The following is a 12,349-nucleotide window of genomic DNA, read 5'->3' on the forward strand; positions in this document are numbered from 1 at the left end:
GTGGGGGGGGCGTCGGTCGGTGGGCGGGAAGCGAGCGATTGACGGGCACCGGGGACTCGACGAGCATGTGACCCGCACCACTTCTCGGCCGTCTCGGCGGCGGTGAGCGGCCCGCGGGCGGCTCGTCCTCCCTGTCCCGGCCGCCCTGCCGACACCACAGGAGACGCCATGACCGTGTTCGACCTCACCGGGCGCCGGGCCCTCGTCACCGGCGGGGCCCAGGGCCTCGGCGAAGGGATGGCCCGCGCGCTCGCGGCGGCGGGCGCGAGCGTCGTGATCGCAGACCTGCAGGACAGCGGGGCGCAGGTCGCGGCCGGACTGCCGTCAGGCGGGGGCCGGCACCATGCGTTCACCCGCCTCGACGTCACGGCGGAGCCGGACTGGGAACGGGCGATCGCCACGACGGTCGACGCCCTGGGTGGCCTCGACATCCTGGTGAACAACGCGGGCATCGAGATCTCCGGTCTGCTCACCGAGGTCGATCCCGACGACGTCCGGCGGATGCTCGAGGTGAACGTCCTCGGCACCACGCTCGGGATCAAGCACGGCCTGCGGGCGATGCGCCCGGGTGGGGCGGCGGGGTCCGGCGGCGCGATCGTGAACGTCTCCTCGGTCGCGGCCACGATCGCGTTCCCCGGCATCTCCGTCTACTCGGCCACCAAGTCCGCGGTCGACCGCCTCACGCGGGTCGCCGCGATGGAGAGCGGGAAGCTCGGCTACGGCGTCCGGGTCAACTGCGTCTACCCCGGCCTCGTGCCGACCGCGATGGGTGCGGGCCTCGCGAACGACATGGCGACCCTGGGGCTGTACGGCTCGGCGGAGGAGGCGGTCGGCGCCGTGGTCGACCTGACTCCTTCCGGACGCCTGGGGACGGTCGAGGACATGGCGGACGCCGTCGTGTTCCTCGCGTCGGACGCGGCACGGTTCGTCAACGGCGCGGGCCTTCCCGTCGACGGCGGAATGGGGATGTGAACCGGAGCCGGCGAGCGCGGCGACGACGCGCCTGAGTGCGGCGTGGCTGTCGTCGATCTGTCCGTCGGGCGACAGCCGCTCCGCACTCAGCGGGCCCCGCTGCGCAAAGGTGCAGTTGTGCAACCTTTGCAGTGCTGCATATAGTGCAGTAATGCACAACGCTCCGACGTCCCTCCGCGACCGCAAGCGCGCCGAGACCTGGCTCACGATCCATCAGGCGGCCGCCGCGCTGGTCCGTGAGAAGGGGCTCCAGCACGCGACCGTCGAGGAGATCGCCGCCACGGCGGGTGTCTCGCAGCGGACGTTCTTCAACTACTTCGCGACCAAGGAAGAGGCGATCCTGGGGCTCGTGCCCCCGCGCGTCTCCGACGAGGCGCTCGCAGCCTTCCGGGCGGAGACCGAGGGGCCCGCGTTCGAGCGGGTCGTGCGGTTCCTGCTCTCGATCCTGCGGTCCACGCTGCACCCCGGCGTGCCGTTCGCCGAGCGCAAGGCGCTCGTGCGGGAGCACCCCGAGCTGCGGCGGCACGCCATGGGTTACGTCTCCCAGGTCGAGGGGCTCGTCAACGACCTGCTGTCCGACCGGGCCGAGGACGGGACGGGGTTCAGCGAGCTCGCGTCGCTGGGCCTGCCCGACAGCCCCGACACCGCGCGAGCGCTCCTCATGCTCGCCGGCACCATCATGCGCTTCGCGTACTCGCGCGACCCCGGAGCCGCCCTGAGCGACGCCGACGCCGAAGCCGAGATCAGCGAAGCGATCACCATCTTCCGAGAGGTCTTCGAGGCCACGCTATGACCAACCCCACCCGAGCCGGCAGCACGCCGGCACCCACGCGAGGCGCGGCTCCCACCGCGCCCGGCCAGGCAGCGCCCGCAGCACCGGTCGCGCAGAAGGACCGCGGGATCGTCCTGCTCTTCATGGGCCTCATGGTCACCATGCTGCTCGCGTCCCTCAACCAGACCGTGCTCTCGAGCGCGCTGCCGACGATCGTGGGCGAGCTCAACGGCGTCGAGCACATGAGCTGGGTCATCACGGCCTTCATCCTCGCCTCGACCATCACCATGCCGATCTACGGCAAGATCTCCGACGTCCTGGGGCGCAAGCCCCTCCTGATCACCGCGATCCTGCTGTTCATGGCGGGCTCGGTGATCGGCGCCGTCGCGGGCGACATGAACATGCTGATCGTGGGCCGCACGGTCCAGGGCCTGGGCGGCGGAGGTCTCATGATCCTGTCGCAGGCCGCGATCGCCGACGTCATCCCCGCACGCGAGCGCGGCAGGTACATGGGGATCATGGGCGCCGTCTTCGCGGTCTCCTCGGTCGCCGGCCCGCTGCTCGGCGGATGGTTCACCGAGGGGCCGGGCTGGCGCTGGGTGTTCTGGATCAACATCCCGCTGGGCATCCTCGCAGCGCTCGCCGCGATCTTCCTGCTGCACCTGCCCAAGAAGCAGCGTGGCCCCGAGCGCGTGCGCCACGACTACTTCGGCATGGCCCTCATGGCCGTGGCCACCACGGCGATCGTGCTGGTCGGGACCTGGGGCGGCTCGCAGTACGCGTGGGGCTCGGCGACGATCCTCGGGCTCATCGCGCTGGCCGTCGTGGCCGCCGTGGCGTTCGTGCTCGTCGAGAAGCGTGCCGACGAGCCGATCATCCCGCTGCACCTGTTCGCCGACCGCAACTTCACGGTCACGACCATCGCGGCCCTCGCGACCGGGATCGCGATGTTCGGCGCGATCGGCTACATGCCGACGTACCTGCAGATGGCGACCGGCGCGAGCGCGACCGTCGCGGGCCTGCTCATGATCCCCATGATGGGGTCCCTGCTCGTCACCTCGGTCGTCACGGGGCAGATGGTCTCGCGGACCGGGAAGTACAAGGTCCTCCCGATCGTCGGGTCACTGATCCTGGGTGTGGGCCTGGCCCTGCTCTCGACCGTCAAGGCCGACACCCCGACCCCCATGATCTGCGTGTTCCTCGGGGTGATCGGGATCGGGCTGGGCAGCAGCATGCAGATCCTCACGCTGATCGTGCAGAACTCGTTCCCCCTGCGCGAGGTCGGCACCGCGACCGCAGCCAACAACTACTTCCGTCAGGTCGGCGCCACGCTGGGCTCGGCCGTGGTCGGCAGCGTCTTCATCTCGCGCCTGACCACGCTCATCGCGGAGAAGTTCCCGCAGGGCACGGGCTCGGCGGGAGGGACGGGCTCGCTCACCCCGGACCTGGTCCAGTCCCTGCCCGACGGCGTGCGCGTCCTCGTGATCGAGTCCTACAACGAGGCGCTCGTGCCGCTCTTCCTCTACATGGTGCCGCTCGCGATCATCGCGGCGATCGCCCTGTGCTTCGTCCACGAGAAGCCGCTCGCGACCTCGGTCGAGCACGAGATCGCCGCGGAGTCCCTGGCCGAGGGCCAGCTCCTGGTGACCGACGAGGACGAGGCGAGCGACGCCGTCGGGCCCCTCGAGGACGCGACCAGCGGGCCGCAGCACCGCCAGCGGTAGACCCACCGCGCACGAAGGGACCTCCGGCCGCGGCCGGAGGTCCCTCTGCATCTCGCCGTCCGGGAGAGAGCTCGTGCACTCCGAGGACGTGCGAGACTCTCCGTGACGCGAGCAGGAACGCAGGTGGGGCAAGCGGATTCGCGGCGCGGACCTTCTCCGCGGGGACCGCACTTCGGCGTCAAGGATCTGAGTTCGTCCGGCTGTGGATGAGGAGCGTCAGTGGATCTTCCAGGTGAGCTGTCGCTGGTCCCTGGGGTCGAATCAGTATGGGTTCATGACGGCGAAGAAGAACTGGTGGTCAGCTTCGATGACGACGCGTCCGGTGATCTGTCGATGGATGTCTTGCGGCTTGCGGAGGGCTGGGAGGTGGTTCGAGTCCTGCTGACGGACGTGAGCGTCCGGGTCTCGAAGGATGAGCTGTCGTCGATCGTCCAGGCGGTGGCCGCGCGGCGCTTCGCTACCGATCGTGGGCGCCTCTCCATCTGCTCGCCCGACGGCACCGAACGATGGTTCTGGTGAGTCGGTGGGCTCTCCCACTCACGACGACGGGTCGTCCGACAGCGTGTCGGGCGACCCGTCGTCGTGAGCGCAGAGCGGGACCTCAGGCCGTCGCCGCGCTGCCCGCGGTCGCCGCCACGGGGCCCGGGGCGGGACGGTCTTTCGCGAGCTCCTGGTACGACCGGTGGTCGGTGAACAGCTCGTCGCGCAGCGGGTTGCGCCGCCTGGTCACGATGACCTTGACCTGGTAGACCGCGACCGCGACGTTCGCGAGGAGCGAGACCAGGCTCACGACGAACAGCGCCGTCGGGTTGTGCGACGAGTCGACCGCGAACGCCGAGTCCGACACGAACGTCGGCACGGCCATCGTGAACATCATCCAGAACGCGAGCGTGTGAGCGCGGTGCTGGAGCCAGGCGCCCTTGCGCAGGAAGAACGCCGGGATGGTGCAGCTGATGAGCAGCGCCGCGCCCGCGTAGAACGCGTGGTCGCCCACGCAGTTGTAGACGTACGCGAAGTTCCACAGGTCGTACGCGATGATCCAGAACCACATCATGTCGGGCCAGACCATGTCCTTGAAGCGGTCGCGGGTGATGTAGATGCCGGCCCAGCCGCAGATCGTCAGCAGGTTCAGGATGCCCGCGACGCCGTTCATGATGTTCCACGAGCCGCCGACCATGAAGACGCCGTCGACCATGCCGTGCATGCCGGAGACCTGGAAGTCGCGGATCACGGCCTCGAGGATGTTGAGGCCCAGGATCGCCGGCGGGAACAGCAACGCGTACTTCATGGCCGCGATGCGGGGGTTGTAGCGGATGAGCATGAAGCCGATGCAACCCGCGAGGGCCGAGTACACCTTGACCCAGTGGAACCAGGTGCCGGTTGACGACCCGGCGCCCGCGGTGTGCGGCCACACGAAGATCGTCAGCAGGACCGGCAGGACGATGAAGATCCCGATCGCGGCGGCCTTGGACCAGCGGACCAGCTCGTTGAGGCCGACGAGGGCCGCGAGCACCACGAACCACATGACGGCGGCTTGCCAGGGGATGGAGTCGAACAGGAACACGTCGCTCCCTTTCTCAGGACGGCGGGACGGCAGGTGTCGTCCCGGCGGGTGGGGGAGGTGCGCCAGGTGGACGGGCGCGGACCCCGGCGCACCGGTGTGGTCCGTGCTGTCGCGTCACTCGGAATCGGCCCGCGCCCCCTCGAGGTGCAGCGCCTGCCGCACGATCGTCACGAGCACCGCGTCGTCGACCTCGGGACAGTTCCGGGCCAGGCCCACGAGGCCGTAGACCAGGACGTAGAACGTCTCGGGCACGTGCTCGATGCGGACCTGGTGCCGGGCCGCGTAGGCCTCGACCGTGGTGGCCTCGACGCACTCGACGACCGCGCGCACGGCGCGGTCGAGGAACCGGTTGTACAGCCCCGTGTGCTCGGCGCGCTGCAGGTCGTCGCGCAGCGGGTCGACCGACCGCAGGTGGGTGCGGAACATCGCGACGCAGTCGACGAGCGCCTTGTCGATGTTGCCCGGCTCGCGGGCCGCGTCCCACGCGTGCACGGCCTCGACGAACTCGGTGACGTACCCCTCGAGCACCGCGTCGACGAGCGTGTCCTTGTCGGGGAAGTAGTAGTAGACGAGCCCTCGCGCGACGCCCGCCCGCTCGGCGACGTCCTTGGTCGAGGTGTGGGCGATGCCCTGCTCGGCGAAGAGGTCGCGCGCCGCGAGGACGATCTCCTCGGCCCGCACCTCGGGCGCCGAACGGCGTCGTCTGGGCCTCGTGGCGTCGGTCATCTGGGGCTCCTTCCCGAGCTGATGACACCGACGCTAGGACCGCTATTGACACAGCGTCAACAGTGTTCCGGCAGGTCAGGACGTAGGTCCCGGAGAACTGGGCCGTTGGGCCTGCGACCGGGCAGTGCCCCTTGCCTCGGCCCGCGCCACGACGTGAGACGGCCCGGGGGCGACGGCGGACGTGGTCCCTCCGGGGCTGCGCGGTGTGCGACGGTAGATGGTCGGTGTCAGCACGAGCAGCGAGGAACTCATGAGCGGTGAACCCCACGTCGGGGCAGAGCTACGGGCCCTGCGGGAGCACTTCACGCGGCTGATGATGACGTACCGGTTCGGCATGGACGAGGTGATGACCAAGATCACCATCCTGCGCGACGAGTTCGCCTACGCCCACGAGTACAACCCGATCGAGCACGTGTCCTCGCGCCTCAAGTCGCCCGAGTCGCTGCTCGCCAAGGCGCGGCGCAAGGGCGTGGACCTGACGATCGAGGCCCTGCGCGCCGAGATCTTCGACATCGCGGGCGTGCGCGTCACGTGCAGCTTCGTGTCCGACATCTACAAGGTCCGCGACATGATCGCGGCGCAGCAGGACCTCGTGGTGCTCGAGGAGCGCGACTACATCTCCCACCCCAAGGGCAACGGGTACAAGAGCCTGCACCTGATCGTCGAGGTGCCCGTGTTCCTGTCAGACCGCGTGCAGCCCGTGGTCGTAGAGATCCAGATCCGCACCATCGCCATGGACTTCTGGGCCAGCCTCGAGCACAAGATCTACTACAAGTACGACAAGGCCGTCCCGCAGCGCCTGCTCGACGAGCTCAAGGAGGCCTCGCTCGCGGCCTCCGCGCTCGACGAGAAGATGGAGCGACTGCACGACGAGGTGCTCCAGCACTCGCGCGACACCGCGACCGAGCACCCCGAGGGCAAGGGGGCCAGCCCCTTCGCGCCCTCGTGGGACCTGCTCGACTCCTACCTGCGGGGCACCCCGGGAGGACAAGGCGCCACGGACGCTCCCGGTTCCGAGGACACCGGCGGAGCCTCAGGGGTCGCGGGCTAGATCAGCGTCTCGACCGCGATCCGCACGGTGTCCCCGACGTCGACCCCTTCTGCGCGACGCACCGCGGCCTTGACGGGCAGCACGAACGTCCTGCGCTCCGCGTCGGGGAAGACCGACGTCGACCAGCGCGAGCCGCCGAGCGTGACCTCGACCTTGACCGACCCGAACCCGGCCGGAGGCAGCGGGGAGTCGGCGATCTCGTCGCTGACGTCGGTGGGCAGGGCCGCGAAGACCCACGTGTCGCTGCGTGCGGTCCAGCGCCACAGCTCCGCCTCGAACTCGTACCTGGTGCCGGCCATGCGCCCATGATGCCGGGCGCCGCCCACAGGGGCGGGACGGTCGCCGTCGGCGACGTGATCGGGGTCGAGCTGCCCGCGGGGCCGCACCACCGGCTCCAGATGGTCTGACGACTCGCCAGCCCCCGGCCCCGGGAGCACCATGGAGACATGAGGGCCATCTGGAAGGGTGCCATCACGTTCGGTCTCGTCAACGTGCCGATCAAGGTGTACTCGGCGACCGAGGACCACGACGTGCCGCTGCACCAGGTGCACGACAAGGACGGCGGTCGGATCCGCTACCAGCGACGGTGCGAGGTCTGCGGCGAGGTCGTGGCGTACGAGCACATCGACAAGGCGTACGACGACGGCGAGCGCACGGTCGTGCTCACGGCCGAGGACCTGGGGTCGCTGCCCGCCGAGCGGAGCCGCGAGGTCGAGGTCGTCGAGTTCGTGCCCACCGACCAGATCGACCCCATGCTCCTGGACCGCAGCTACTACCTCGAGCCGGACTCGTCCTCGAACAAGGCCTACGTGCTGCTGCGCCGCACGCTCGAGGAGACCGACCGCACGGCGATCGTGAAGTTCGCGCTGCGCCAGCGCACGCGGCTCGCGGCGTTGCGCGTGCGCGACGACGTGCTGGTGCTGCAGACGCTGCTGTGGGCCGACGAGGTGCGCGAGGCCGCGTTCCCGACGCTCGACGAGCCCGCGAAGGTCAGCGCCAAGGAGCTCGCGATGTCGTCGCAGCTCGTCGAGTCGTTCGCGGCCGACTTCACGCCCGCGGAGTACCAGGACGACTACCAGGCCCAGCTCCGCCAGCTCATCGAGGCCAAGATCGAAGCAGGGGACACGTTCAGCACCGAAGAGACCTTCGGCGAGCAGGAGGAGAAGGGCGGCGACGGCGCCGAGGTCATCGACCTCATGGAGGCGCTGCGCCGCAGCGTCGAGAGCTCGCGCGGCAAGAAGTCGGGTGACGCCAAGGGTGAGAAGCCCGCGAAGGAGGCTGCGTCGTCGGGCACCACGAAGAAGAAGAGCGAGCGCCCGACGGCGTCGCGCGCCTCGGGCGGCAAGGCCGCCTCGACCAAGGCGCCCGCCTCGACGAAGGAACCCGCGAAGAAGACGACGCGCAAGAAGGCCTCGGCGTGACGAGCCCTGGCGTGCCAGGCTGACGCCATGACTCACGACCAGCCCGAGAACCCCGACCTCGCCCGCCTCGTCGCCGAGGCCGAGCAGCACGAACGCGACCTCGTGCTCACGCGCTTCACGCACGACGACGCGTGGCGGCTCGGCTGCCTGCTCGTCGAGCTCGCGGCCGAGCGGTCCCTGCCGATCACGATCGACGTGCGCCGCGGGCCGCAGCAGGTCTTCCACGCCGCGACCGAGGGCACCACGCCCGACAACGACTCCTGGGTCCAGCGCAAGGTGCGCGTGGTCGAGCGGTTCGGCGCGTCGTCGTACCTCATGGGGCTGCGCGCCAAGGCCAGGGGGACGACGTTCACGGCGCAGCACGAGCTGTCGCTCCAGGAGTACGCGGCCCACGGCGGGGCCTTCCCGCTGCGGGTCGAGGGCGTCGGGGTGATCGGCGTCGTGACCGTGTCCGGCCTGGCCCAGCGCGACGACCACCTGCTCGTGGTCGAGGCCCTGCGGACGTTCCTGCGGACCGCCGCCTGACGCGCCCGCCGCGCCGCCGCGCCTGACCGGGTGCGCCGACCGATGAGTTCGCCGGTCCCTGCCGGTCGAACCTGAAGAGCGCGACGCACCGCGCGCCGCGCGGGAGGAGGAGTGCGATGAGACCGATCGTCCCGAGCCTGTGGTTCAACGGAGGACTCGAGGAGGCCGTGGCCTTCTACACCTCGGTGTTCCCCGACAGCACCGTCGGCGACTCCCTGAAGATGCCCGACGGCACACTCGTCACCATCGACTTCACCTTGCAGGGCCAGCCCTTCAACCTCATCAACGGCGGCCCCGACCACCTGTTCCCGTTCAGCGAGGCCGTCTCGTTCATCGTGCGCTGCGAGGACGAGGCCGAGGTCGACCACTACTGGGACGCCCTGCTCTCGGGCGGCGGCACCGAGTCGCAGTGCGGCTGGCTCAAGGACCGCTACGGGCTGTCGTGGCAGGTCGTGCCGGTCGAGTTCGAGGAGCTCGCTCAGTCCGACGACCAGGAGGCCGTGGCGCGGATGATGGGCGTCATGATGCAGATGATCAAGCTCGAGATGCCCGCGCTGCGGGCTGCGTTCGCAGGGAGCTAGTGCGCCGTCGTCGTCGTGGTGCTCTCCTAGCGACAGTGCCGCGCGAGGCTCGGCCCTCGTCCCCACCGGCATGGGGACGAGGGCCGAGGTCTGTGGTGCGGCTGCGGCGCCAGGCAGGGCGCCGCACCCCGAGGTGGGCCAGTCGCGGATCAGCCGCCGATCAGCACGACGTCGCGTCGTAGGGTGCGACGAGGGTCGCCGTCGCCCCATCGGCCATGACGTCGAACGCGACCTCGCCGGCCGCGACCGAGGCGGAACGGGTCGCGAACCGCTGCGACGCGCTGCGGCCGGCGTCCACGCTCGCGAACGACTTGGAGCCCGCGCTCGTGCGGATCGTGACGTCCACCGCCTCGTCCCCGGCGTTGACCGCGCGGCCCGTGAGCTGGACCTTGCCCGCCACGCACTGGGCGCTCGCGGCGACGTCCACGGCCACGGGGGAGACGGGAGCCGTAGGCAGCTCGTAGGGCGCCACGTCGACCCGTCCGGTCACGGCGAGGTCGCCGTTCACGGCGTCCACCGTGACGGTCCGGCCCGCGAGCGAGCCTGCCGCGACGTCCGCCGCGGTGAGGGTGCGTCGCACCGTGCCGCACGAGGCCTCGGCTCCTGCCGCGAGCTCGGGCAGCGTGCACAGGCCCGTGGCCCCGACGCCCGTCAGCCGCACGTTGCCGGTGTTGCGCACCGTGACCTGGTTGACCACGACGTCGCCCGCGTTCACCGAGCCGGTCCCGTCGGTGTCCTCGACCGTGGGCTCGCCGACCGTCACCGCGAGCGAGGGGCGGCGGTCGACCAGGTCGACGGGCTCGCCCGTGAGCGCGACCGACGAGGCCTGGTCCGCGTTCATGTACCAGCGGGTCTCGGGGACGAAGAAGCCGTCCGCGAGGTCGCCTGCCGTCACCACGCGGTACGCGAGCGCGCACAGGTAGGTGCCGCCTGCGGGCAGGCTGCTCCAGTTGCAGCCCGGGGAGAGGTTCGTCAGGTTGCCCGTCGCGGTCGAGCGGTAGGCCGTGGTCCCGGTGTTGTAGACGCGGAACGAGTAGGGGACGCGCTCGCCGACCGTGTACGGCTGGGCCGCGACGTCACGGTCGGTCGTGTACTTCCCGAACACCGCGAGCGAGGTCACGGCTCCCCCCGCGGGGCCGCCGGTCACGGTCACGTAGCCGTACGCACGCGCCTGCGTGCCGTCGGCCGCGGTCAGGACGCTCTGGACACGGACGGGGTTGGCAGCCGTGGTCGCCGCAGCGGTCGCGGACGCCGTGAGCGCGACCTGCACCGTGGCGGTCTCGCCGACCGCGAGCGCCGGCACGTCGACCGTCGTCGCGCTCCAGCCCACGGGGGCGTCGATCGTCAGGCGCGAGGCGGCCAGCGGCGCCTGGTTCTGGTTGGTGACGCGGACGGGGACCTGGACCGTGGCGCCCGTCGCGACGGTCGTGTCCGGCACGACGGTCGAGGCGCACGTCGCGTTCAGCCACGCCTGGTCGAAGCTCGCGAACGAGATGGCGTTCATGCCCTGCGTCTCGTACAGGAGCCCGAAGCGCCCGTCGCCGAGCGGCGAGAGCGTCGAGTAGGCGCCCGACCCGGGGTTGACGACCCGGAAGCCCGGCCAGGTCGCACCGTCGTCGCACGAGAGACGTACGGTCACGTTCTCGCGGCCCGTGGTGCTGTTGGAGTTGCTGAACAGCAGCATCTTCGCCTCGGCCGAGCCCTCGGGGGCGTCGGGGTACAGGCGCGAGATCGACGCGTTGTTGGTCGGGTCGGGGAGCTGGCGGTCGAGCGTGACGGGGCCATAGGTGTGCCCGCCGTCGCTCGAGAACGCGATCTTGCGGTACTTGCTGCCCGCCGAGTCGCGCGAGTTCATCATGACGCGCCCGTCGGAGAGCTCGACCGACTTGTTCTCGTCCATGCCCGTGCCGAAGGCCTCGCCGTGCGCCCACGTGGCGCCGTGGTCGTCGGAGTAGACGCTGTAGGCCTTGTAGGTCCCGCCCGTGCGGGCCGTGAACTGCTGGACCAGGCGTCCGGCGTGCTCGCCGTAGCGCAGCTGGATGCCCTCGCCCGAGGCCGCGAAGATGCCGGCCCACGACGGGTCCTTGGCGCCCTCGGTGATGACGCGGCCCTCCCAGGTCTCGCCCCCGTCCTCGGAGACGCTGACCGCGGCGTGCAGGATCTGGCGGTTGGTCGGGTCGATGCCCGTGGCCGACCCGCCGAAGCCCTGGTCGAAGGACTTCACGTGGAAGTTGAAGATGGTGCCGGTCTCGCGGTCCACGACGTAGCTGGGGTCCGAGAACCCGTACTTGTCGGGGGAAGAGTTCGTCCCGTACCCCGCGGCCACGACGGTCGTGGCCTCCCAGGTCGCGCCGCCGTCACGGCTCACGCGCTGCAGGATCGAGTTGGGCTGCGGGGCGTCGCCCGCGTTGAACGGGCGCCCGTCGTACGAGGCGAGGATCGTGCCGTCGTTCGTCGTGGTGAGGGCGGGGATGCGGTAGTTCGCGTAGCCCCCCGTGCCGCCGACCGCGAGGGTCTGCTCGGAGAACGTCCCCGGCCCGTCGGTCGCGGCGGGAGGGAACGGGTCGAACGCCTGGGCGCTCGCGGCCGGGGCCACGAGGAGCAGGGACAGCCCGGCCGCGAGGGCCGTGCGCGACCCGCGGCGGCGGCGGGCGCACGCCGGTGTGCGCGGGTCGGGCGGGGTCGCTGGGGTGGAAGGGTGCAGTGGCATCAGATACTCCTGGCTTCGTCGGGTCAGAGCTCTTGGTGCACGGTGCGGTCCTGCGGGTGCTGTGCCTGCCCCGGGGCGCGGGGCGAGCACGGCGCGGACCTCCGCCTCGGCACCGAGTCGGGTGCGGGGGTCCGGTCTGTGGTGCTCCTGGTGCGAGGTGCCCGACGGCGGAGCGTGCGTCGGGCAGGAGGGGGCGGGACCGTCGTGGTCGTCGCGACCCGTGGTGCTGGTGAGGGCGTCCGGTCTGGACCCGGGGCGTCGGCGGCGGTGCGGACGACCCAGGACGGGGCGGGTTCGGGCGGG

The 12,349-nt window shown here is 70.8% G+C and carries 12 protein-coding genes; 8 read left to right on the plus strand and 4 right to left on the minus strand.

The window, feature by feature from the left end:
• The first annotated feature begins 168 nt into the window (after window positions 1-168).
• The 4 genes from OERS_RS19420 (at window position 169) to OERS_RS19435 (ending at window position 3,987) form a co-directional block, all read left to right on the plus strand.
• Window positions 169-972: an SDR family NAD(P)-dependent oxidoreductase gene (locus tag OERS_RS19420; RefSeq protein WP_068627667.1), complete on the plus strand. Its 804-nt coding sequence runs from the start codon at window positions 169-171 to the stop codon at window positions 970-972.
• A gap of 151 nt (window positions 973-1,123) precedes the next feature.
• On the plus strand, window positions 1,124-1,765 hold the full coding sequence (locus OERS_RS19425; RefSeq protein WP_056650677.1) for a TetR/AcrR family transcriptional regulator: 642 nt from the start codon (window positions 1,124-1,126) through the stop codon (window positions 1,763-1,765).
• The gene (locus OERS_RS19430; RefSeq protein WP_068627668.1) at window positions 1,762-3,468 is read left to right on the plus strand and encodes an MDR family MFS transporter; all 1,707 of its coding nucleotides are present in this window, start codon (window positions 1,762-1,764) and stop codon (window positions 3,466-3,468) included. Before OERS_RS19425 ends, OERS_RS19430 begins: the two co-directional genes overlap by 4 nt.
• A 219-nt stretch (window positions 3,469-3,687) precedes the next feature.
• Window positions 3,688-3,987, plus strand: coding sequence for a hypothetical protein (locus OERS_RS19435; protein WP_139107954.1), 300 nt, complete (start codon window positions 3,688-3,690; stop codon window positions 3,985-3,987).
• An 82-nt stretch (window positions 3,988-4,069) separates the two neighbouring features.
• Here the strand turns inward: OERS_RS19435 and OERS_RS19440 are convergent, their stop codons facing one another.
• Both OERS_RS19440 and OERS_RS19445 read right to left on the minus strand, forming a co-directional pair.
• Window positions 4,070-5,032 (minus strand): DUF5692 family protein, encoded by a 963-nt coding sequence (locus tag OERS_RS19440; RefSeq protein ID WP_068627670.1) that lies wholly within the window; start codon window positions 5,030-5,032, stop codon window positions 4,070-4,072.
• Between the two features lie 114 nt (window positions 5,033-5,146).
• Window positions 5,147-5,758: a TetR/AcrR family transcriptional regulator gene (locus OERS_RS19445; protein ID WP_056650684.1), complete on the minus strand. Its 612-nt coding sequence runs from the start codon at window positions 5,756-5,758 to the stop codon at window positions 5,147-5,149.
• A 250-nt stretch (window positions 5,759-6,008) separates the two neighbouring features.
• On the opposite strand from OERS_RS19445, the gene OERS_RS19450 reads away from it, so the two are divergent.
• A complete protein-coding gene (locus OERS_RS19450; RefSeq protein WP_083201622.1) occupies window positions 6,009-6,809 on the plus strand; it encodes a GTP pyrophosphokinase in 801 nt (266 codons plus the stop codon).
• Here the strand turns inward: OERS_RS19450 and OERS_RS19455 are convergent.
• A complete protein-coding gene (locus tag OERS_RS19455) occupies window positions 6,806-7,108 on the minus strand; it encodes a DUF1905 domain-containing protein (RefSeq protein WP_068627672.1) in 303 nt (100 codons plus the stop codon). The two genes, OERS_RS19450 and OERS_RS19455, sit on opposite strands and share 4 nt — an antisense overlap.
• Window positions 7,109-7,255: 147 nt before the next feature.
• On the opposite strand from OERS_RS19455, the gene ku reads away from it, so the two are divergent.
• The 3 genes from ku to OERS_RS19470 all read left to right on the plus strand — a co-directional run bounded on the left by ku (window position 7,256) and on the right by OERS_RS19470 (window position 9,336).
• The gene (gene ku, locus OERS_RS19460; RefSeq protein ID WP_068627673.1) at window positions 7,256-8,230 is read left to right on the plus strand and encodes a non-homologous end joining protein Ku; all 975 of its coding nucleotides are present in this window, start codon (window positions 7,256-7,258) and stop codon (window positions 8,228-8,230) included.
• 27 nt (window positions 8,231-8,257) lie between these two features.
• On the plus strand, window positions 8,258-8,755 hold the full coding sequence (locus OERS_RS19465) for a heme-degrading domain-containing protein (protein ID WP_068627674.1): 498 nt from the start codon (window positions 8,258-8,260) through the stop codon (window positions 8,753-8,755).
• Between the two features lie 116 nt (window positions 8,756-8,871).
• Window positions 8,872-9,336, plus strand: a complete 465-nt coding sequence (locus tag OERS_RS19470) for a VOC family protein (protein WP_068627675.1) — start codon at window positions 8,872-8,874, stop codon at window positions 9,334-9,336.
• A 160-nt stretch (window positions 9,337-9,496) separates the two neighbouring features.
• Here OERS_RS19470 and OERS_RS19475 read toward each other — a convergent pair whose 3' ends face one another.
• The gene (locus OERS_RS19475; protein ID WP_068627676.1) at window positions 9,497-12,046 is read right to left on the minus strand and encodes a sialidase family protein; all 2,550 of its coding nucleotides are present in this window, start codon (window positions 12,044-12,046) and stop codon (window positions 9,497-9,499) included.
• Window positions 12,047-12,349: the final 303 nt, after the last annotated feature.

Source organism: Oerskovia enterophila, assembly GCF_001692445.1.
GTDB lineage: Bacteria > Actinomycetota > Actinomycetes > Actinomycetales > Cellulomonadaceae > Oerskovia > Oerskovia enterophila.